21 protein-coding genes are annotated in these 21360 nt (G+C 70.0%); 10 read left to right on the top strand and 11 right to left on the bottom strand.

The features are described from left to right. The first annotated feature begins 1 nt into the window (after position 1). Positions 2-994, top strand: coding sequence for an alpha/beta fold hydrolase (locus tag DFR31_RS10575; RefSeq protein WP_121442652.1), 993 nt, complete (start codon positions 2-4; stop codon positions 992-994). 514 nt (positions 995-1508) lie between these two features. Here the strand turns inward: DFR31_RS10575 and phbB are convergent. Together phbB and phaR are read right to left on the bottom strand one after the other, a co-directional pair. After that, positions 1509-2255: an acetoacetyl-CoA reductase gene (gene phbB / locus DFR31_RS10570; protein ID WP_121442651.1), complete on the bottom strand. Its 747-nt coding sequence runs from the start codon at positions 2253-2255 to the stop codon at positions 1509-1511. Positions 2256-2443: 188 nt separating this feature from the next. Beyond that, the gene (gene phaR / locus DFR31_RS10565) at positions 2444-2986 is read right to left on the bottom strand and encodes a polyhydroxyalkanoate synthesis repressor PhaR (RefSeq protein ID WP_245971167.1); all 543 of its coding nucleotides are present in this window, start codon (positions 2984-2986) and stop codon (positions 2444-2446) included. 196 nt (positions 2987-3182) lie between these two features. On the opposite strand from phaR, the gene DFR31_RS10560 reads away from it, so the two are divergent. Further along, positions 3183-4010: an HDOD domain-containing protein gene (locus tag DFR31_RS10560; RefSeq protein ID WP_121442650.1), complete on the top strand. Its 828-nt coding sequence runs from the start codon at positions 3183-3185 to the stop codon at positions 4008-4010. Between the two features lie 3 nt (positions 4011-4013). Here DFR31_RS10560 and pabB read toward each other — a convergent pair whose 3' ends face one another. Continuing rightward, on the bottom strand, positions 4014-5366 hold the full coding sequence (gene pabB / locus DFR31_RS10555; protein WP_121442649.1) for an aminodeoxychorismate synthase component I: 1353 nt from the start codon (positions 5364-5366) through the stop codon (positions 4014-4016). 122 nt (positions 5367-5488) lie between these two features. Here pabB and DFR31_RS10550 point away from each other — a divergent pair, with 122 nt between their 5' ends. After that, entirely contained in the window at positions 5489-7225 is a 1737-nt protein-coding gene (locus tag DFR31_RS10550; RefSeq protein ID WP_245971166.1) for a long-chain-fatty-acid--CoA ligase, read from the top strand. Between the two features lie 4 nt (positions 7226-7229). On the opposite strand, the gene DFR31_RS10545 is transcribed toward DFR31_RS10550, so the two are convergent. Further along, positions 7230-8471 (bottom strand): HDOD domain-containing protein, encoded by a 1242-nt coding sequence (locus DFR31_RS10545; RefSeq protein WP_121442648.1) that lies wholly within the window; start codon positions 8469-8471, stop codon positions 7230-7232. Between the two features lie 128 nt (positions 8472-8599). On the opposite strand from DFR31_RS10545, the gene DFR31_RS10540 reads away from it, so the two are divergent. The 4 genes from DFR31_RS10540 (at position 8600) to ruvA (ending at position 11561) form a co-directional block, all read left to right on the top strand. Further along, positions 8600-9625, top strand: a complete 1026-nt coding sequence (locus tag DFR31_RS10540; protein ID WP_121442647.1) for a patatin-like phospholipase family protein — start codon at positions 8600-8602, stop codon at positions 9623-9625. A gap of 69 nt (positions 9626-9694) precedes the next feature. Further along, on the top strand, positions 9695-10435 hold the full coding sequence (locus DFR31_RS10535; RefSeq protein ID WP_121442646.1) for a YebC/PmpR family DNA-binding transcriptional regulator: 741 nt from the start codon (positions 9695-9697) through the stop codon (positions 10433-10435). Further along, positions 10435-10932 (top strand): crossover junction endodeoxyribonuclease RuvC, encoded by a 498-nt coding sequence (gene ruvC / locus DFR31_RS10530; protein ID WP_121442645.1) that lies wholly within the window; start codon positions 10435-10437, stop codon positions 10930-10932. The genes DFR31_RS10535 and ruvC overlap by 1 nt, the downstream gene beginning before the upstream one ends. Next, a complete protein-coding gene (ruvA, locus tag DFR31_RS10525) occupies positions 10929-11561 on the top strand; it encodes a Holliday junction branch migration protein RuvA (RefSeq protein ID WP_121442644.1) in 633 nt (210 codons plus the stop codon). Before ruvC ends, ruvA begins: the two co-directional genes overlap by 4 nt. 26 nt (positions 11562-11587) lie before the next feature. Here ruvA and DFR31_RS10520 read toward each other — a convergent pair whose 3' ends face one another. Beyond that, positions 11588-13807 carry a primosomal protein N' gene (locus tag DFR31_RS10520; protein WP_121442643.1) on the bottom strand — a complete coding sequence of 740 codons (2220 nt, stop codon included), beginning with the start codon at positions 13805-13807 and terminating at the stop codon, positions 11588-11590. A gap of 71 nt (positions 13808-13878) precedes the next feature. Between DFR31_RS10520 and DFR31_RS10515 the strand changes: the two genes are divergently transcribed. After that, on the top strand, positions 13879-14490 hold the full coding sequence (locus DFR31_RS10515; protein WP_121442642.1) for a DNA-J related domain-containing protein: 612 nt from the start codon (positions 13879-13881) through the stop codon (positions 14488-14490). A gap of 10 nt (positions 14491-14500) precedes the next feature. On the opposite strand, the gene DFR31_RS10510 is transcribed toward DFR31_RS10515, so the two are convergent. Genes DFR31_RS10510 through DFR31_RS10495 form a run of 4 tightly spaced genes read right to left on the bottom strand, consistent with a single transcriptional unit; the run spans position 14501 to position 17311 of the window. Next, complete coding sequence (locus DFR31_RS10510) at positions 14501-15832, bottom strand: ATP-binding protein (protein ID WP_121442641.1); 1332 nt, start codon at positions 15830-15832, stop codon at positions 14501-14503. Continuing rightward, positions 15832-16512 (bottom strand): response regulator transcription factor, encoded by a 681-nt coding sequence (locus tag DFR31_RS10505; RefSeq protein WP_121442640.1) that lies wholly within the window; start codon positions 16510-16512, stop codon positions 15832-15834. Before DFR31_RS10505 ends, DFR31_RS10510 begins: the two co-directional genes overlap by 1 nt. Further along, positions 16512-16745: a PepSY domain-containing protein gene (locus DFR31_RS10500; protein ID WP_121442639.1), complete on the bottom strand. Its 234-nt coding sequence runs from the start codon at positions 16743-16745 to the stop codon at positions 16512-16514. Before DFR31_RS10500 ends, DFR31_RS10505 begins: the two co-directional genes overlap by 1 nt. A gap of 50 nt (positions 16746-16795) precedes the next feature. Continuing rightward, positions 16796-17311, bottom strand: a complete 516-nt coding sequence (locus DFR31_RS10495; RefSeq protein ID WP_121442638.1) for a glycine zipper 2TM domain-containing protein — start codon at positions 17309-17311, stop codon at positions 16796-16798. A 108-nt stretch (positions 17312-17419) separates the two neighbouring features. Between DFR31_RS10495 and DFR31_RS10490 the strand changes: the two genes are divergently transcribed. Together DFR31_RS10490 and DFR31_RS10485 are read left to right on the top strand one after the other, a co-directional pair. Next, positions 17420-17788: a DUF6164 family protein gene (locus tag DFR31_RS10490; protein WP_121442637.1), complete on the top strand. Its 369-nt coding sequence runs from the start codon at positions 17420-17422 to the stop codon at positions 17786-17788. A 29-nt stretch (positions 17789-17817) separates the two neighbouring features. After that, positions 17818-18849, top strand: coding sequence for a DUF6352 family protein (locus DFR31_RS10485; RefSeq protein WP_121442636.1), 1032 nt, complete (start codon positions 17818-17820; stop codon positions 18847-18849). Here the strand turns inward: DFR31_RS10485 and DFR31_RS10480 are convergent. Continuing rightward, positions 18821-19819: a hydrolase gene (locus tag DFR31_RS10480; protein WP_121442785.1), complete on the bottom strand. Its 999-nt coding sequence runs from the start codon at positions 19817-19819 to the stop codon at positions 18821-18823. The genes DFR31_RS10485 and DFR31_RS10480 overlap by 29 nt on opposite strands. Beyond that, positions 19804-21063 carry a sensor domain-containing diguanylate cyclase gene (locus DFR31_RS10475; protein WP_121442635.1) on the bottom strand — a complete coding sequence of 420 codons (1260 nt, stop codon included), beginning with the start codon at positions 21061-21063 and terminating at the stop codon, positions 19804-19806. The genes DFR31_RS10480 and DFR31_RS10475 overlap by 16 nt, the downstream gene beginning before the upstream one ends. Between the last annotated feature and the right edge of the window lie 297 nt (positions 21064-21360).

Genomic DNA, 21360 nt, shown 5'->3' with positions numbered 1-21360 from the left:
CGTGGGCGAGACCCCGCGCCAGGTGGTGCGAGAACTGCCACCGGCCACTCTGTACCACTATCCCTCGGAGCCGGAGGGCAGCGCACCGACCACCGGCAAACGCCCCCTGCTGGTCCTCTACTCGTTGGTCAACCGACCCTACCTGCTGGATCTCTCCCCGCAGCGCTCGATGATCCGCAGCGCCCGTGACGCCGGCCTACCCGTTTACCTGCTGGACTGGGGCCGCCCGGAGCCCGCGGACCGTTTTCTCGGCCTCGATGATTACCTGAACGACACCCTGCACCAGGCCATCGTCGAGCTCAGCAAGCGCTACCAGGGGCAGCCTGTGGACCTGCTGGGGGTCTGCCAGGGGGGCACCTTCGCCCTCTGCTATGCGGCCCTTGAGCCGGCGCGGGTGGGTCGCATTGCCACACTGGCCACACCGGTGGACTTCCACACCCCGGAGGACACCCTGAGCGGGCTGGCCCGCGACCTCCAGCTGGACCTGGCGGTGGAAACCCTGGGCAACATTCCCGCCGACCTGCTCAACTTGGTCTTCATCAGCCTGAAACCGGCGGAGTTGCTCTCGCGCCGTTATCTTGAGCAGCTGCCGCAGCTGCGGGCACGGCCCGACGCGCTGCGGGAGTTCCTGCGCATGGAGCGCTGGATGTACGACAGCCCCGACCTGGGCGGGCAGGTCTTCCTGGAGTTCGTGCGCGCGTTTTACCAGGACAACGCCTTGACCCGGGGCCGGCTGCGGATTGGCGAACGACCGGTGGACCTCTCGCGCCTGCACCACCCCGTCTACAACGCCTACGCAACCCGGGACCATTTGGTACCGGCCGCCGCTGCCGCAGCACTGGCCCGACTGCTACCGGCCGCCGTGGACTACCAGGAAGAGGCGATCCCCGGCGGCCACCTGGGGGTCATGCTGAGTCGAAAGGCGCGCCAGGGCCTGCACCAGCGGCTCTGGCAGTGGCTGGCCCAGCCCCTGCCCTCGCCAGCGCGGCGATAAACCAAGCGTCAGGATGGGGAAAATTTCGGCAGGACAGTCCCTTATGACGGAGCACTCATGATGCGGCGCGTCAACGAAAGTGCTTGCCATGTCTGTCGACCTAACTACAATGGCCCACATTACGCCGTTGGGACAAATTGCCGCAGAGCGACCCAGTCGGCGTAAAAGCAGGACAAAAAAAACCCCCTCATGAGAGAGGGGGCAAGAGGAAGGCGACGTTTACCTAGGATACGCGCCGCCAGGAGGAGACCGACTAACAACTATAAAAAGCAGTCCTTGCCAAGGCGTTACAACAAGCCGCCTGTCATCGAACGGGCCATAACAGCGCCTACTTACCGCCGGGGAGCCGCCACCGCTCCCTAATTTTTTGCCTGTCCGATGTTGCTGTGCAACATTCTATGACCAGCCATTCAGTTTGTCAACGCCAGGTCAATTGGTTTGACCGATCCCGCTGATCGAGGTTCCGCAGGGCACGACCTGATGCGGCGGTGCCCTGCGCCCTACGCGATCAGAATCAGAAGCTGCAGAACAATCCGCCGTTCACCGGGATATTCGCACCGGTGATGTAACCGGAGTCATCCGCGGCCAGGAAACGCACCACCCGGGCAATCTCACCGGGCTCACCCATGCGGCCGGCGGGCACCTGGCCGACGATCGCCTCGCGCACGTCATCGGGCATGGCCGCCGTCATGGAAGTGGCGATGTAACCGGGGGACACCGTGTTGACGGTGACACCTTTGCGCGCCCCTTCCTTGGCCAGGGCCATGGTGAAGCCGTGCATGCCGGCCTTGGCCGCCGAGTAGTTGGCCTGGCCGAACTGGCCGGTCTGGCCATTCACCGAGGAGATGTTGATCACGCGGCCGAACCCGCGCTCGCGCATGCCGGCGACGAACTGCCGGGTCACGTTGAACACGCTGTTCAGGTTGACGTTGATGACCGCGTTCCAGGCCTCGGCATCCATCTTGTGGAGGAAGGTGTCCTTGGTGATGCCGGCCACGTTGACCAGCACGTCCACCGGACCGTGGGCCTCTTCCACCTGGCGCGCCATACGCTCGCAGCTGGCGAAGTCCGCCACGTCGCACTCCACGTACGCCGCGTCCACGCCCTCGGCGCTCAGTTCCGCCTGCCAGCCGGCCAGGTTCTCCTTCTCGGCGTCCAGGCAGGTGGTGATGACCCGGTAACCGGACTGACCCAGTTGCCGACAGATCTCGGTGCCGATACCGCCGTTTCCGCCAGTTACAAGTGCCACGCGCTCTGCCATGACAGTTCCCCTCTTAGATCAGAAAATGGGGGTGGGCGCGCTCAAACCCACCCGAAAGCGGTGTGACCGGAAAGGACAAGGCCTCGGTGTTGCGGCGCACAATCGCTAATGTGAGGCGATACTATGGGGGAATCCCCCGGGTGTCAACCAGGTGATCGGGTATTCAGGTCGTTATTGTGACGGGCGCCTCAGCTCTTGCGGCGGCCGGACTGACCGCCGGGCTTGTTCTTGTCGCCTTCCGGCCCGCTCTTGCCCTTGCCCTGCTGCGGCGCTTCCTGCTCATCCCCCTCACCCGGCCCGTGCGGCTCCAGCCCGCTCATGGCCTGCCACATGGACAGATTGCGCTCGGCGAACTGGGTGAGCACATTCATGGGGCTGTGGTCCATGAATGTCCGGGTGCGCTCCTGGAGCATGCGCTGCTGGTCGAACCACAGCTCAAGGCTTTTCTCGAGGTAGCTGGTCAGCACGTTCTGCATGTTGCCACCGTAGGCGCGGATCAGCTGGGCCAGCAGTTCGCTGCTGAAAATGGGCTCGCCGCCCTCCTCCTCTTCGGAGATGATCTGCAGCAGGATGCTGCGGGTGATGTTCTGCCGGGTCTTGGCGTCAACCACCTGGAAATCCACACCATCAAGCACCAGCCCCTTGACGTCCGCCAGGGTGATGTAACTGCTGATGGCGGTATCGTAGAGACGGCGGTTGGGGTACTTCTTGATGACGCGGGTTTCACTCATGCTGGATTACTCCGGACGGGATCATGCGGGTGGGTAACTACGGTATACTGACCCGAAGCGGCGGGGGAGCTCACCAATGCCATTGCCGCGCCGCACCATAGACTTATGGATTTCACAGTATTGTGCAGGGCCGAGGCTGTCAAGCCGGCATGCCGGACCGCAGCATGAGCCGACCACCCGAAAGAGATGCCCCCGCATGAGCAAGTCCGCGCTGGACACATTACAGGGCCAGGACACGCTGCCGCCGCTGCCCTACGTGGCGCACGACATCCTGCTCGCCGCCAACCGCAGCGAACCGGATATCCGCGAGGTGTCTGACAAGCTGGCACGGGAGCCGGGGCTGTCAGCACGGGTGGTCGCCATGGCCAACTCCGCCTTTTTCGCCAGCCAGCAGCCTCTCTATTCCATCGAGCACGCCATCATGAGGCTGGGGCTGGTTCGGGTGCGGGTGCTGGCCGCCTCGGTGCTGCTCAACAAACTGTTCGACCCGAGCCGTTGCCCGGCCTTCAGCGCCCCGCGCTACTGGCACGACGCGATCGCCACCAGCTACACCGCCTCCCGGCTGGCCCCCTGGCTGGCGCCGGAGGAGGCGGGCGAGGCGGCCTACATCTCGGGGCTGCTGCACAACATCGGCCTGTTGCTGCTGGTGCATTTCTTCCCCGAGACCATGCACCGCATCCTTACCGAGCATGGCCGCCAGCCAGAGGGGTCCTTACTCGCGCTCACCCGCGCGGAGTTGGGCTGCGACCACGGTGAGGCCGGCGGCATGCTCCTCAAGGCCTGGGAATTGCCGGCACCGGTGATAACCGCGGCCGCCCACTTCCACTCCGCTCACTACCGCGGGGAGCACGCCGAGCTGGTCCAGCTGGTGCGCCACGCCGCCGAGTGGCACGAGGCCGGCTTTGAGCTGGCGGAGGACCACCCGCTCTACCAACAACTGGACCCCTCATTGCTAACCCGCGAGGCCCAGCATTGCCGACGCGAAACGGAGCAACTGGCCAGCTTCGCCGAGTTGCTGGCCTGACGACTAGGGGCAGTCCCCGTCGGTCAGCGCCAGAAACGGCAGGGCCTTGTCCACCGTCTCCCGCAGCTCCGCCTCCTCCTGCGAGTCGACCACCACGCCCCCGCCGGCCCAGTAGCGGATTTCACCGTTATCGCAGACGGCCGTCCGGATGGCGATATTGGTGTCCATGTTGCCATCCCAGCCGATGTAGCCGATGGCGCCGCAATACACCCCGCGCGGCCCCGGCTCCAGCTCGTCGATAATCTCCATGGCCCGGCGCTTGGGCGCCCCGGTGATGGACCCCCCGGGCAGGCACGCACGCAGCAGGTCGGTGGCGGTGCGCCCGCGGGCGAGCCGCCCGGTCACGTAGCTGACCAGGTGGTGCACGGCGGGATAGGTCTCCAGCCGGCAGAGCAACGGCACCCGGACCGACCCGGTTTCGCACACCTGGCCGATGTCGTTGCGCAGCAGGTCCACGATCATCACGTTCTCGGCCCGGTCCTTGGCGCTTTGCTGCAGGGCCTCGGCCAGCCGCCGGTCCAGCTGGGGCGACCCGCCGCGCCGGCGCGTGCCCTTGATGGGCCGGGTGTCCACTTCGCCGTCTTCCAGCCGCAGAAAGCGCTCCGGTGAGATGCTGAGCACCTGCTGGCCGGGAAAGCTCTGCCACGCCCCGAACGGGCCGGGCGCGCGCTCACGCATCCGCAGCCAGGCCCCCAGCGGATCCCCCCGGAAAGGCGCACTGAGACGGCGGGCCAGGTTCACCTGGTAGCAGTCACCGGCGTGCAGGTAGTGCTGCACCCGGCGGAACGCCTGGCCGTAGGCCTCGGCGTCGGGCACCCGGGTAATCCCTCCGCTCAGGCGAAAGGCAGGCAGGGCCGTGCCCTGGCAGGCGAACAGGCGCTCGCGCAGCCAGAGCAGTGTTTGCGGGTCGATCTCGCCGAGCACCGCACTCAACCGCTGGTGGTGATCGGTGACCAGCGCCCAGTCGTAAAGCCCGACCCGCATCTCCGGGCCCGCCCCGGCGCGCACCGGCAGGCCGTGCAGCCGACGGCCCAGGTCGTAGCTGAAGTAGCCCACCGCACCGCCGGCAAAGGGCCAGCGGGAGGCCCCGACCGCCTCGCGCCGGGCATCCAGCTGCTGCTGCAGCAGGGCCAGCGGGTCATCCTCACTGGCGGCCGTGCGCCCCCCTGTCGTGATCCGGGTGGTGCCCCCTTCGGACTCCAGCGTGGTCCGCGGCCGCATCACCAGGATGTCGTACCGGCCACCGGAAGCGGCGGGCCACCCGCTGTCCAACCACTGGCACCAGGGCTCATGGCCCACCGCCCGCAACAGGCGGGTGCCATCGGCCAGATAGGGCATCGGGTAATACGCGGGCATGGGCGTGTCCTGCTATGCTCCTGAAAAGTAAAGCACCAATGTCTCCGGTCCACCGTGATGCTGCACGACGGAAGCGGCATTCCGGGCGCACGGACCGTCGGCCTCCGGGGATCGCCAGCACCGTGCCAACAGCGCAGTCATTCTATGACCGACAGCCCTGGCAAGCCGCCTACGGTGAGGGCGTCGATCCGGCCTTCCAGCCGCTGCCGGAGAGCAGCCTGGCGGAGATGTTGCGCCAGAGCAGCCACCGCCACGCTGAATACACCGCCTTCACCACCTGCCTGGACAACGGACTGAACGCCAGCCTGGACTACGACACCACTGACCGGCTGTCCGAGGCCTTCATGGCCTGGCTGCTGGGCGAGGCCGGCCTGCAGCCGGGGGACCCGGTGGCACTGCAGATGCCGAACTGCCTGGCCTTCCCGGTCTGCGCCTTTGGCGCCCTGAAGGCCGGCACGCCGCTGGTCAATATGAACCCCCTCTACACGGCCCACGAGATGCGGCATCAGCTGCAGGACAGCGGTGCGCGCGTACTGGTCATCGTCGACCTATTCGCGGACAAGCTGCCCCAGGCCTTGCCGGATACCCGCGTCGAGCAGGTGGTGGTCGCCTCGGTGGCCGACTTTTTCCCGCCCCCCGTACGATGGCTGATCCAGGGCGCGCTGCGCTGGCGCGGTGAGTGCCCGGCCGCGCCGGCCGACACCGTGGCGCTGCGCCGTGCGCTGGACGCCGGAACCACCCGGCTCGGGCGGTTTACGCCACCCACGCCGGCCACTGACGATATCGCGCTCCTGCAGTACACCGGCGGCACCACCGGCCGCGCCAAGGGGGCGGTGCTGCGCCACAGGCACCTGCTGGCCAACATCGCCCAGGTGGAGGCGGTGGCGGGCCCGGCCCTGCGCGGACGGGAGGATACCGTACTCACCGCGCTGCCGCTCTACCACATCTTCGCCTTCACCTTTAACCTGCTGTTCTTCCACCGCCAGGGCAGCCACAACGTGCTCTGCCCCTCGCCCCGCCCGGTGGACAGGCTCCGCAAGGCGTTCGCCCGCTTCCCGGTGACCAAGTTTTCCGGGGTGAACCTGCTGCTCCACGGGCTGTGCCAGGCCGACTGGTTCCGGGAGACGCCGCCGCCGCGGCTGGACCTGACCATCGCCGGCGGGACCGCCCTGAGCCGGCGGGTGGCGGAGGACTGGCAGACCACCACCCACAGCCGGGTGCTGGAGGGCTATGGACTCACCGAGACGGCCCCCGTGGTCGCCGTGAACCCCCCAGCGGGTGAGTCGCGCCTGGGCACTGTGGGCCTGCCGGTGCCCGGCACGGACGTGCGCATCGTGGACGATGCCGACCAGCCCGTACCCCCCGGCGAGCGGGGCGAGGTGGTGGTGCGCGGCCCCCAGGTCTTCGACGGCTACTGGCATCAACCGCGGGAGAGCGAGCACGCCCTGCGTGGCGGGTGGTTCCACACCGGGGATATCGGCGTCATGGACCAACAGGGCTACCTGCGCATTGTGGACCGCAAGAAGGACATGATCGACGTGGGCGGCTTCAACGTCTTCCCGCAGGAGGTGGAAGAGGCCCTGCTGGAGCACCCGGCGGTGCTGATGGCGGCCGTGGTCGGCGCGCCGGCGGACGGTGAGGCCGGCGGCGAGCAGGTAGTGGCGTATGTGGTCTGCGACCCGGCGGGCGAGGCGCCGGACGAGACCACCCTGCGCGACTTCCTCAACCAGCGGCTGACCCGCTACAAGCTCCCGCGTCGGGTCTTTTTTCGCGAAAGCCTGCCCACGAGCACGGTGGGCAAGGTGCTGCGCCGGGAGCTGCGGGCGCAGGCACTCGAAGATGTGGAAGCGGGGAGCTGAGGCATCAGCCCCCCAGCACGCCCTTCAGCCGCTCAATCTCCTCGCGCGCCTCGTCCAGCAGTGCCGGGTTGGTGGCCAGCAGCCGATCCATGCCCAACTCGACCCAGGCCGGGCCGCCGGCCACGGCGTCCCACGCCGCCTGCTCTTCCAGGGCGCGGGCCAACGCGTCGGCCACCAGGATCAGCGCCGGGTAACCGGCCCCCGCATTGCCGGCGTGCCCACCCTGGCCGGACCAGACAACAGCGGGCACCTCACAGATAGCTTCCGGGAAGTTCCAGTTACGCAGGATCATCCCGCCGAGCTGGCCGGCGTACTCGTGTAGCAGGGCCTCCACCTGGGCCTCGTCGATCGCCCCGCCGTCGAGCCGGTCCAGGTGAGTGAGCAGCGGGATGCCGCCAATGCTGTGGAGCAGACCGCCGAGCAACGCCCGCTCGGGGACGAAACGGGGGAGGTGTCCGCCCAGCAACGCCGCCACCGCCGCCACCCGCGCGCTGTGCTCCCAGAGCTGCGCCATGCGTGCCTGCAGCAGCGGGTGGCGGGCACGGAACACCTCGCGCAGGGTGACCGCGATGACGATATGCCGGACGTTCTCCAGGCCCAGCCGCACGATCGCGCCGGTCAAGGTGTCCACGCCGCTGCGGGAGGAGAACATGGCGCTATTGGCCACCTTGATGAGCCGGGTGACCACCACCGGGTCGGCCTGGAGGATACGTGCCACGGCGGTGCTGTCCGCATCCGGGTCGGCGATCGCCTCCCGCACCCGGATAGCCAGATCGGGCATCGTGGGCAACTCCAGCCGGTCGTGCAGCAGATCCTGGGCCACCTCGGCAAACACCCGGTCGGCCACCGCGCCCCCCTCGCTCAGGTCCTCGACCGCGTAATCCGCGGGACGAACGGCATCCACGCAGGCCTGCACGGTCTCGCGGGGCAACAGCAGCAGTCGGGCATCGGTGCGCGCCACGGCGGTGCAGGGCCAGGGCGGCTCCCAGGCCAGCGGCTCGTCGGGCACATCCTCCCGGCCGGTGGCCACCAGGGTGCGCGCCTCCCCTGGCGCCCGGGCGAGGACCACCTCCCCCGCCAGCAGATAGCGCAGCCAGTGATCGTCACTGTCCTTGCGGAAGATCACGCTGCGCTCAGCCACCGCCTCGACCCGCCCCTGTTCAGCGAGCATCTCCAGGTCGGCGGCGTCCAGCATGTCCAGGGGCTTGAGGTTGCGCAGGAAGGCGGGCGGGATTGGCTGACTCATGGGGTCCATTCCTCACTTGGCATCCGGTGCGGGTACACTGCAGAGTGACAGCGGCAGCACTTGCGAGAAGCCTATCACAGCCGACCGTGGAGCGGCCGGCCAGCGCGGCAGAGGGGTAGCAGACCATCATGTCCCTGAACCAGCCATTGGCCTTGGCGCTGCAGGGGGGCGGTGCCCACGGCGCCTTCACCTGGGGTGTGCTCGACCGTCTGCTGGAGGCCGGCGTGCAGCCCGGCGGCCTCAGCGGCACCAGCGCCGGGGCCATGAACGCCGCCGCCCTGGCCTCCGGTTGGGCCCGGGGCGGGGCCGATGGCGCCCGCGGCACGCTCGCGGACCTTTGGCGCCGGATCAGCGCGCTGGGCAGCCCGGTGCAGCCCTCGCCAGCGGACTACCTGCTCCAGGGCTGGAACCAGGACTGGTCCGTTCACTACCGGGCCTTTCAGGCCGTCACCCGGGTCGCCTCGCCCTACCAGTTCAACCCCACCGGCATCAATCCGCTGCGGGAGCTGCTGACGGAGTGCCTGGACTGGGAGGCGCTCGCCGCACCGGAGGCACCGCCGCTGTTCGTCGCCGCCACCGAGGTGGAAACCGGGCGCCTGCGCATCTTCGCCGGTCGAGAGGTGGACGTATCAGCCCTGCTCGCCTCAGCCTGCCTGCCCACCCTGTTCCACGCGGTGCAGCACGGCGACCACCACTACTGGGATGGCGGCTTCGCGGCCAACCCGGCCCTGCACCCCCTGCTTACCCACCCCACGGCGGACGACCTCTTCCTGATCCAGCTGATGCCCCAGCGGGCGGAGGCCGGTCCGCCGCGGCAACCGGGTGACATCCTGCGCCGGTCGCGGGAGCTCAGCTTCAGCACCCACCTGTACCGGGAGTTGCACTGGCTGGCCCTGCAGCAGGCCGACTGCGGCCCGTTCGCGCAATGGTCCCCCGCCCCGCTGCGCCGCCGTATCGCCCGACTACGCTTCCACCACCTCACCGGCGATGCCGACCTGCTCGGCCTCGGCCCCGCCAGCCACCTGAATGCGGACTGGACCTTCCTCAGCCACCTGCGTGACGCGGGGCGGGAGGCCGCCGGGCGCTGGCTGGCAGAGCACGGTCATTGCCTGGGCAGTACCAGCAGCCGCCCGTTGTCCGACTTTCTCGACTGACCCGGCGGCCACGCCCCAACGGGGATGATAGAATCCCCGCCATCACCGGCAACGCAACGGACGAGGGCTATGGCAGGACACAGCAAGTGGTCCAACATCCAGCACCGCAAGAAGGCGCAGGACGCCAAGCGGGGCAAGATCTTCACCAAGCACATCAAGGAGATCACCGTGGCGGCCCGCATGGGCGGCCCGGACCCCGACAGCAACCCGCGGCTGCGCCTGGCCATCGACCGGGCCTTCGCCCAGAACATGCCCAAGGATAACGTTGAGCGCGCCATCAAGCGCGGCGCCGGGCTGGACGAGAGCATCGAATACGTGGAGCTGCGCTACGAAGGCTACGGCCCCTCCGGCGCGGCGATCATGGTCGACTGCATGACCGACAACCGTAACCGCACCGTCTCCGAGGTGCGCCACGCCTTCACCAAGTGCGGCGGCAATCTGGGCACGGACGGCTCGGTCAGCTACCTGTTCCAGCACCGTGGCGTGCTGCTCTACCCCCCCGGCACCGACGAGGACCGGCTGATGGAGGCGGCCCTGGAAGCCGGTGCCGAGGACATTGTCCACCACGAGGACGACTCGCTGGAGGTGCTGACCACCCCGGACGAGTACCGCCAGGTGCGCGACGCCCTGGTGGCGGCCGGCCTGGAACCGGCGGAGTCCGACGTGACCATGCGGCCGGACGTCATGGTGGCGGTGGACGGCGACGACGCCACCCGCACGGCCAAACTGATCGACATGCTGGAAGACCTGGACGACGTGCAGAACGTCTACACCAACGCCGATATCGCCGAAGAGGCCTACGCCGACTGATGCCCCGCATCCTCGGCATCGACCCCGGCTCGCGCATCACCGGCTTCGGCGTGGTGGAAGGCAGCGGCAACCAGCTGCGCCACATCGCCAGCGGCTGCCTGCGCCTGCCCACCGGGGCCTTCCCTGAGCGGCTGCGGGTGCTCTACCGGGCCCTCACCGAAGTGATCGCCGAACACCGGCCGGAGGCCGCCGTGGTGGAGCAGGTCTTTGTCAGCCGCAACCCCGACTCGGCCCTGAAACTGGGCCAGGCCCGGGGCGCGGCCATCTGCGCCTGTGTCAACGCGGGGCTGCCGGTGGCCGAGTACACCCCGGGGGAGATCAAGCAGGCGCTGGTGGGCCACGGCCGGGCCGGCAAGGCCCAGGTGGGCTACATGGTGCGCATGCTGCTGCGCCTGGACACCACCCCGGCGGAGGACGCGGGCGACGCCCTGGCCGCCGCCATGTGCCACCTGCACCAGGCGGATGTGCGCGCGCGACTGACGAGGGCCGGGGCGTGATCGGGCGGCTGCACGGCACCGTGGCGGAGCGCCACCCGCCGGCCCTGCTGCTGGACGTGGGCGGCGTGGGCTACGAGCTGGAGGCGCCCATGTCCACCTTCTACGCCCTGCCCGCCGGCGACCAGCCGGTCACCCTCTGGACCCACCTGGCAGTGCGCGACGACGGCCAGGCACTGTACGGCTTTGCCAGTCGCTCGGAGCGCGACCTGTTCCGGGTCCTGATCCGTATCAGCGGCGTCGGGCCCAAGCTTGCCCTGGCCCTGCTGTCGGGGATGAACGCCGAGGGCCTGCAGCGCTGTATCGAACAGGAGGACGTGGCCACCCTGACCCGCCTGCCCGGGGTGGGCAAGAAGACCGCCCAGCGGCTGATGGTGGAACTGCGCGACCGGCTGGACGGGCTGCTGCCCGGGGCCGAGGGCAGTGTGCTCACCGCCAGCGGCCGGGGCGGCACCAGCCAGCCCGCCACCCCGGCGGCCGGCCAGAGCGCCCGCGACGACGCGGTGAGCGCGCTGATAGCCCTGGGCTACAAGCCCGCCGAGGCCGGCCGCCTGGTCAACGCCGTACCCGATGCCGACGATACCCCGAGCGAGGAACTGATCCGCCGCGCCCTGCAGGCGGCGGTCAAATAGTCACCCCCTGCCGGCCGCGGCCCCACTCAGAACATGTCCTGCGGGTCCACGTCCAGTGACCAGCGGGCTTGGCGCGCCGTGGGGAGCGCCGCCAGCCCCGGCACCCAGCGCGCCAGCAACCGGTGCAGGGCGGCGCGGCTCTCCGCCTGCAACAGCAGTTGCGCCCGGTAACGTCCGGCCCGCCGCTCCATGGGCGCCGGCACCGGCCCCAGCACCATCACCCCTGCCTGCATGCCGCCCCCGGCCAGCGCCCGGGCCTGCTCCGCAGCCGCCTGCAGAAAACCGCGGGCGTGCCCGGCCTGCACCGCCTCGGCCCGCAACAGGGCCATGGCGGCGAAGGGTGGCAGGCCGGCACCGCGACGCTCCTCCAGGTGGGCGCGGGCGAAGGCGTCGTAGCCGGACCCCAACAGGGTATGAAGCAGCGGGTGCTCCGGGTGGTGAGTCTGGATCAGCACCTCGCCCGGGCGCTCGGCGCGACCGGCCCGGCCCGCCACCTGGATGAGCAACTGCGCCATGCGCTCCAGCGCCCGGAAGTCGGCCCCGTACAGCCCGTGGTCGGCATCCAGCACCCCCACCAGGGTCACATCGGGAAAGTGGTGCCCCTTGGCCAGCATCTGCGTGCCCAGCAGGATGCGCGCGCCCGGCTGGTGGGCCTCGGCCAGCAGGGCGTCCATGGCGCCGCGCCGGCGAGTGCTATCGCGGTCAATGCGCAATACCGGCACGTCGGGGTAGAGCTCGGCGAGCACCTGCTCCACCCGCTCGGTCCCCTGCCCCACCGCCCGCAGGTCCACGCTGCCGCACTCCGGGCAGGCCCGGGGCACCGGTTGCTCGCTGTCGCAGTGGTGGCAGCGCAGCCGCCCGGCCCGCCGGTGCCAGGTGTAGCGGGCGTCGCAGCGCTGGCACTCGGCCACCCAGCCGCACTCGTGGCAGAGCAGCGTGGGCGCGAACCCCCGCCGGTTGAGGAACAGCAGCACCTGGCCGTCGGCGGCCAGGTGCGCGTCCATGGCGGTCTGCAGCGCCGGCGACAACCCCTCGCGCAACGGCCGGCCGCGCACGTCCAGCACCCGGAACGAGGGCATGGCCGCCCCGCCGGCGCGGTGCTTCAGGTGCAGGTGGGCGTAGCGTCCGGCCAGCGCGTTCTGCAGGCTCTCCAGCGAGGGGGTGGCGGTACCGAGCAACACGGGCACACCCAGCCGACGGGCGCGCATCACCGCCAGGTCACGGGCGGAGTAGCGAAAGCCGTCCTGCTGCTTGAAAGAGGTGTCGTGCTCCTCGTCCACCAGGATCAGTCCCGGCTCGGGCAATGGCGCGAAGACCGCCGAGCGGGTGCCGATGAGCACCCGCGCGCGGCCCTCGCGGGCCGCCAGCCAGGCGTCCAGCCGCTCGCGGTCGTTGAGCCCCGAGTGGAACACCGCCATGGGCACCGCCAGCCGGCGGCGGAAACGGCGCAGCAATTGCGGCGTCAGGCCGATCTCGGGGACCAGGATGAGCACCTGCCGGCCCGAGGCCAGGGCCTGCTCCGTGGCGCGCAGGTAGACCTCCGTCTTGCCGCTGCCGGTCACCCCCTCCAGCAGAATGGGCTGAAAGCCCTCACCCGCCGCCTGCAAGTGGTCCAGCACTGCCTGCTGGTCATCCAGCGGGGCCGGCGGCGTCTCCACCCCCTCGCCCTGCAGCAGCTCCGGGCTGGCCTGCTCCGCGCTGACTGCCAGGCCGCGGTCGGCCAGGGCGCGGGCGGCGCGGCGGGCCTGCCCCGGCATCTGCGCCAGCTCTGACGCCTCCAGGCCGCGCTCGCCCAGGGCCTGCAGGCGGGCCAGCAACTGAGCCTGGCGGGGGGCCCGGTTCAGCGCGTCCGGCTCGGTGTTGCGGCCCTGCTCGGTCACCCACCAGTGCTCGCGCAGCCGCCACTGGGCCGGCTCGCCCTGGCGCAGCAGGGTGGGCAGGGCGGCATCCAGCACTTCGCCCAGCGGGTGGTGGTAGTAGCGGGCCGCCCACTCCAGCAGCGCCATCAGGGGCGCGTCCAGCAGAGGCTCCGCATCCAGCCAGGCCTGGGCCGGGCGTAGCTTGTGCTGCGGCACCTCGGTGTGCTCGGTGACGGCCACCACCACGCCCACCCGCCGACCCCGGCCGAAGGGCACGCGCACCCGACAACCGCGGCCGGCCTGCTCAGGCCACGCCTCGCGCGGGGGCAGGTAGTCGTAACAGGTGTACAGCGGCACGGGCAGCGCCACGCGCAGTATGCGAGCCATTCATCCTCCGTGAGTGCAGCCGGCGCCGGGCCGCTTAGGCCCCGGGCGCCCCCTATCGTATACTGCCGGCCATGCACGTGCCGCCGGAACAGGAACTGGAAGCCCTGCTGCCGCAGATTCTCGCCGTGCTGCGGGCGCACCCGCAGGGGCTCGGCGAGTTCGAGCTGGTCCGCGCCCTGGACGAGGCGGCGGTGGGCCCGTTCAGCCGCGAGGGCCTGCGCGAGACCGGCAGCCTGTTCCGCACCCACTTCCTGCTCTTCCACTGCCTCTACCGGCTGCGCCAGCGACTGCGGCGCCAGGGCGAGGACCTGCAGATCCACTGCACCCGCATCGGGCTGACCTGCGGCCCGGCACCCGGCGGCGGCAACCCGGATCGGCGCCAGAGCCTGAGCGCGCCGGACCCGTTGGCGGCCTACTACCTGGACCTGGACCACCTGGCGGAGGCGGACCTGGCCAGCGTGGAGGCCATGCTGGCCGACGGCTGGCGGCGGGTGACTCGCGTGGACCAGCGGGACGCCGCCCTGGCCGAGTTGGAGCTGAGCGAGCCGGTGACCGACGAGGAGATCCGCTTGCAGTACCGGCGCCTGGTGATGCGCCACCACCCGGACCGGGGCGGTGACAAGGCGCGGATGCAGCAGGTGGTGAAGGCCATGGAGCAGCTGGGCCTGGCCCGGGGCGGCTAGCCCGTCCCGCTCAGTACCTCAGGGTGACACGGAAGCGGGCCCCGCCCAGGCGGTCGGACGCCTGTACCGCCACGTCGCCTCCCCGGGCCAGGGCCAGTTCCCGCACCACCGCCAGGCCAATGCCCTGCCCCGGGTGCCGCTCATCGGCCCGACCGCCGCGCGCCAGGACGTGCGCTACCGCCCGCTCCGGGACGCCGGGCCCGTCATCCTCCACCTCCAGCCACAGCCCCCCGCCGTCCCGGCCCCCGGCACTCACCCGGACCTGGCTGCGGGCGTGTCGCAGGGCGTTGTCCAGCAGGTTGCCGGCCAGTTCCATCAGCTCCGCCTCGCCCCCGGGGAAGTGCAGTGAACCGGGACAGTCCAGATCGACGCCCACCCGGTCATTGAGCCGGGCCAGCGCGGCCACCAACCGCTGCAGCACCGGCCGCACCGCTACTCGCGCACCCAGGGGCGCCGGCCCGTGTCCGGCCCGGCGCAGGTGGTAGTCGATGGCCTGGTCCATGCGCCGAAGCTGCTCGGCGGCGGTGTCATCACCGGCGCCCGGCAGCTGGCTGCGCAGCACCGCCAGCGGGGTCTTGAGGCTGTGGGCCAAGTCGGCCAGCACGGTCTGGTGCTGGTCGATACGGCGCTGCTGGGCCGCCAGCAGTTGATTCAGCCGGCCGGTCAACGCCGCCAGCTCCGGCGGGTGCGCCTCGCCCAGACGGCGGGCCTCGCCGGCCTCCACCGCCTGCAACTCCCGGGTCATCCGGCGCAGCGGTTGCAGCGTCCAGCGGAGCAGCAGCAACTGGGTCAGCAGCACGCCGACCGCCGCCAGCGCCAGCCAGCCCCAGAGGGCTTGGCGGAAGCGGCTCAGTTCGTCGCCGAGCACGGTCTGCGCCTCCAGCACCTGCAGGGTAAAACGGCCGGACTCGCCGTCCGCCTCCTCCCAGGCGATGCCGTAGGCGTAGCCGTGCAGGGGCGTGCCGTCGGGCCCCGGCACCGTGCTCTCCCGGGTCTCCCCCGGCGCCAGCAGCGGCGGGGTCGGCAAGGCGCTGTCCAGCAGCGAAGGAGAACGCCAGCGCACCTCACCCTGCTCGTCCACCGCCTGGGCGTAGAGCCCGGAACCGGCACTGCGCAGGCGGGCATCGGGCAGGTCGCCGGGCAGGGTCAGGGCCTGGTCGCGCAGTTCCGCAGCGGCGAGCAGACCGAACACCTGCCCCTGCAGACGCTCGCTGCGGGCCTGCTCCGCGCCCTCACGGTAGGCGTGGTCCACCACCAGGCCGGTAGTGCCGAGCAACAGCAACAGGGAGAGCCCCGCCACCCAGAGCACCCGGTGCAGCAGGGAGAGGCGCTGGACGGTCATCAGCCGCCCCGGGGCAGGCGGAAGCGGTAGCCGCGACCGCGCAGGGTCTCGATGGGTTGGAGCCGACCGTCCGGGTCGAGCTTACGGCGCAGACGGCGGATGAAGACCTCCATGACGTTGCTGTCGTGCTCCGCGGCGTCCGGGTAGAGGTGGTCCTCCAGCACCGCCTTGGACAAGACCTCGCCCTGGTGCAGCATCATGTAGTGCAGGAGCCGGAACTCGCTTCCGGTCAGCTCCACCCGGTCATCGCCCCGCCAGGCGGTCTGGCTGCGGCTGTCCACCGCCAGCGGCGGACAGCGCAACACCGGGGCGGCCCAGCCGCCGGCGCGCCGCAGCAGCGCCTGCACCCGGGCCAGGAGTTCCGGCATTTCGAAGGGCTTGACCAGGTAATCATCGGCACCGGCCTCCAGCCCGGTGACCCGGTCCTGCCAATGGCCACGGGCGGTGAGAACCAGCACCGGGAGGTTGCTGCCCTCGTCACGCAGGGCGCGGATCAGCTCCAGCCCGGAGAGCCCGGGCAGCCCGAGGTCCACGATGGCCAGGTCGAGCGGGTAGTCACGGGCCATGTGCAGCCCTTCGGGGCCGTCCGCGGCCACATCCACCACGTAACCGACACCGCCCAGGGCGGTCTGGAGCTGGTCGCGCAGGGCGGCCTCGTCCTCCACCACCAGCAGGCGCATCAGCGCACCTCCCCGGAGCGGGCATCCACCCGGTAGACCCGCACCTGGCCGGGCGCGACCAGCACCCTGACCCGGTAGTGGCTGCCGCGACGTTCCACGCCCAGGACGCGGCCATCGGTGTGTTCACGCACGCGGGCCACGGCCTCGCGTTCGCTCAGTTCCGCGAGGGCCGGGGGCGCGATGAGCACCAGCGGGGCGGCGCAGAGCAGCCGGATACAGTTTCGGCGGTTCATCCCGCTAATTTACACCAGCGCGGCCATCGCGCCCCACACCGGTGACCGGATCAATAGTGGTCCGGGGTCACCGAAACCCGCAGCCGGATGCGATCCCCCGGGTGGGAGTTGGTCCGCGTGGAGTATTCCTGCCCATCGTAGAGGTAGCGCACCCGGTAGCCGTCGCGGCGCTCCTCCGTCCGGGTATCGTGGACAGTACGGCACTGGCGCTCGTTTACGGTGTAGGTCCGGGATTCGGTGCCGCTCAGCCCGTCGGCGATACCGGCCCCGGCCAGGGTACCGGCAGCGATGGCGGCATCCCGCCCGCGGCCCCCGCCGAACCGGCTGCCCACCACTCCGCCGGCCACGCCACCGGCGATCACCGCCGCGGTGTTGCGCTGCCCCTGGGTGGTACGCTGCACCGGCTGATCCCAGCACTCCTGGCGCGGATTGGACACCTCCACGGTGCGGTACTGCGGCGTAACACTGAGCACCTCGCCGTAGGCATACTGGCTGCCCGCGGCCTGCGCCAGGCCGGCGGCCAGCAGGCCGGCGGTTGCCAGTGCGGTGAGAATCGGCTTGTTCATGGCAGACCTCTGCTGTTCTTGTTGGACCAGACAGGGGAGAGCATGCCGCACGCCGGCTGAACGCAGGCTGAACAGCACCACCGCCACCGCTTGGTTTAGAATGGCCCCATGGCCAAACGACTGATGAACCTGCGCAACGTCCCCGCCGACGAGGCCGACGAGGTGCGCGAACTGCTGACCCGCGAGGGCATTGACTACTACGAGACACCCCCGAACCGCTGGGGGTTGAGTGCCGGTGGCATATGGCTGCGTGACGAGGGCCAGCACCCCGCGGCCCGCCGGCTGCTGGACGACTACCAGCGCGAACGCCAGCGCCGGGTGCGCGAGGCCTACGAGCAGCAGAAACGCGACGGCACCGCCGAGACGGTGACCAGCCTGTTCCTGCGCAATCCGCTCAAGGTCACCGCCTACGTCGCGCTCGTGGCGATCATCCTGTACTTCTCGATCCGCCCCTTCTTCTCCATGGGCGCCGGCTGAACCGGCCCCGCAACCAGACAAGGGCTGCCATGACCACTGCGCCGCAAGACCTCTGGCCCAGCTGCGGTTACCGGACGCTGACCGCGACCCCGGCGGGCCTGCAACCCACCGCCGACCTTTACCGCCACCTGCTGCAACGGCCCGAACTCCGCCCCCCCGAGGAGGCCGGGGAGGCGGAACGGCGACTGTACCGCCGACTGCTGGACGACCCACTGCTGCCGCTGAACGACGAGGTCCTGAAGACCCTGGGCGATCCCGAGGCGGAGACCAACTACCAGGTCTACCGCCGGTTCCGCGACCTGCTGGAACAGGCCGAAACCCTGGAGCAGGCCTACCTGCGCATTGCCCGCGGCCAGAGCGGCGGGCCGGTCCCGCCGGTGCTGATGGATTGGCTCACCCAACTCATCCTCCGCGGGCTGCTGGGCCCGAACCCGGACGCTTTCCGCGCCCGCGCCGCGGAGCTCTTCTTCCGGGAGCAAAAGGTGGCCCTGGAGGGCGGGGTGGTGCTGGCCGACCACGAATACCTGGAGGGCCGGCGCGGCACCCCGGGGGGCACCGACATCATCCAGTCGCTATTGCGGGAGGCCCAGGGCCTGGCCTCCGACGGCCGCCCCACCCTGGACGTGCTCAACTCGGAGACCGCGCCACGCTATCTCACTGCCAGCGAGGCCCATGATCTGGCGCTGGACATCAGCTTCGACAGCCCCGGGCTGATCGCCCTGGCCGGGCTGCTGCAGGACTGGCTGCACCACTTCACCGGACTGACCGGCCGACTGGCGCCGGTGAAAGCCATCGAGGACGAGCGCTGGCGCTGGCACATCGGCCTGGACGTCAACAGCACCGACCTGCTGAACCGGCTGTACCAGGGGGCGGAGCTGAAGCGTGACGAACAACGCCAGATCCTGGCACTCTTTACCCTGGAGCTGACCGGTGAGCAACGGCTGCGTCCCGACGCAGAGGGCTACCCGGTCCACCTTGGACTGGCCATGGATCGCCAGGGCTTCCTGCGGATGAAACCGCAGAACCTGCTGATCAACCTGCCGCTGCGCGAGGACGGTTGAGGCGGGCTGCCAGCCATGCCACCAGGGTGGGCTCCAGCCAGTAGCGGGGTCGCCAGGGCCAGCCCGCCACGAAACCCAGGTGGCCGCCGCCGGGGCTCATGGCCAGCTGCACCCAGGGGGTCAACGCACCGGGCGGGGGCAGGGTATCGGCCGGGCAGAAGGGGTCGTCGGCAGCGTTGATCATCAGGGTGGGCACGCGGATGCACCCCAGGCGCTGCTCCGGGGCGCACCGCTGATAGTAATCGGCAGCGCCGTCAAAACCGTGCAGCGGCGCGGTCAGCCGGTCGTCGAACTCCCACAGGCTGCGGGCGCGGAAGGCGGCCTCGGCCTGGGGCGGTGGGCAGCCGGCCTCGCGCTTGCGCGCCAACATGGCCTTGAGATCGCGCACCATGGCCCACTGGTAGAGGCGCGAGAACCCGCGGTCCAGCCGGCGGGAGCACTCCGCCAGCTGCAACGGCGCCGAGACGATGACCGCCTGCTCAACCGCCGCCCGGACACCCAGCCTGCCCAGCCAGTTCAGTCCCACGATGCCGCCCATGGAGAAGCCCACCAGGGCCAGTGGCCGGTCGGGGTGGCGCGCGCGTACATGCTGGACCGCGCACTGGACGTCCTCGGTCTCGCCGGCATGGAAGAAGCGGGGCAAGCGGTTGGGGCGCACCCCGGCGCCTCGAAACTCCATCACCACCGATCCCATCGCCGCCTGCGCCAGTGCTGCCATCAGCCCCTGCACGTAAGAGGCCGTGGCACTGCCCGCCAGCCCGTGCAGGATCAGCACCAAGGGGCCGGTTCGCGGCCCCGGGCCCCAGACCAGGTTGAGCTCATCGCCATCGGGCAGCGCGAGCCGTTCGCACTGACGGGCCACGGCGGGCGGTCGCCGGACCAGCGCTGGCCAGAGGGTCTGGGCATGGCCGCTGGCCAACCAGAAAGGGGGCTCGAACCGCGGTGGTGCCAGCGTCAGCTGTTCAGGCATGCCACGCGGTCGCGGCCCAGGTGCTTGGCCCGGTAGAGCGCCTCGTCCACCCGGCGCAACAAGTCCTTGCGGGTATCATCCTCGCGCAATGCCGAGACGCCGAAGCTGGCGGTCACCGGGTCGCCGTGGGCAAACCGGTGCGCGGCCACCCGCTCGCGCAACTTCTCGGCGAGGATCTCCGCCGATCGCAGGCCGGTCTCCGGCAACAGGATCATGAACTCCTCGCCGCCCCAGCGGGCCACCGTATCGGCCGTGCGCACGTTGGCCAGCACCAGTCCGGCCAGGGCGCGCAACACGGCATCCCCGGCCTCGTGCCCGTGCTGGTCATTGATGTCCTTGAAAAGGTCGAGGTCGAACATCACCAGCGACAGCGGACAATCGTAGCGGCGGGCACGTTCGTACTCGCGCTCCAGCAACTGCTCGAAGCTCAACCGGTTGGCCAGACCGGTCAGGGCATCGGTGGTCGCCGCGCGCTTGAGCTCGTCCTCGATGCGCACCCGCTCGGTGATGTCCTTCCCGGTCCCCACGTATCGGATCACCTCGCCGTGATCGCCCAGCACCGGGGTGATGCTTTGCTGCAGGTAAAAGCGCCGCCCGTGCCGATCGCGGTTAACGAAGGTACCGCGGAAGGTCTCGCCGCGCTCCAGGGTGGACCACAGGTCCGAGTAGAAACGGCGCGACTGCTCGCCAAAGCTCAACAGCCTGGGGCTCTGACCGATGACCTCATCACGGCGATAGCCGGTGATCTGCTCGAAGCCGCGGTTGACGTAGACGATCCTGCCTTCCGGGTCGGTGATCAGGATACTGGCCGCGGAGGCCTCCACCGCGGTGGAGAGCAGGCGGGCCTCCTGCTCGAGCTGACGCTCCCGGGTCACATCCCGCTGAATCGACAACCAGGCGGTGACGACGCCGTCGTCGTCCAGGACCGGCGATATGGACCACTGCACGTGATAGGGCCGCCCATCCTTGCGGTAGTTGACCGCGCTGCCCTCGAAGAACTCGCCCTGCTCCAGTTGCCGGCGCAGGCGCTGCAGTTCCTCCGGGTCGGTGGCCGGGCCCTGGAGCATGGCGGGCGTCTGGCCAATGAGCTCCTCGCGCCGGTAGCCGGTCATCTGCTCAAACGCCGCGTTGACGTAACGGATTCTCGGCCCGGGCCCGTCCAGCTGCGGTTCGGTCACCACCACCGCGTTGTACGACTGCTCCAATGCCGCCATCAACAGCCGCTCGTCCAGTACGCCCTGCATGGCCCTCTCCGTCTAATAGTGATGGTTTTTAGCATAGTACCGGATCGGGGGCCGGAACCTGCACCCGATTTGCCCTACCCTGCACGCTAGGCAGATTGGGGCAGCAGGCAAGCCCTTGCCGACCCTGACGGTAGCGGACTGCCCGGCGCCGGCACGGGTTGACCACCGACCGGATGCGTATCCGGGGCCAAAAATTGTTAAAGGTCACGGGCACTTCGCCGATAGGGCGGGATAGCAGGTCGGCAACTCCTCAACACCCTGGCGTGGTTCAATTCTTGTATGGGACCATGCGGCCCC

The sequence above is a fragment of the Alkalispirillum mobile genome (assembly GCF_003664325.1).
GTDB classification, from domain to species: domain Bacteria; phylum Pseudomonadota; class Gammaproteobacteria; order Nitrococcales; family Halorhodospiraceae; genus Alkalilimnicola; species Alkalilimnicola mobilis.
Note: the sequence above shows the minus strand (reverse complement) of the source record. Positions and strands in the feature narration are given on the sequence as shown.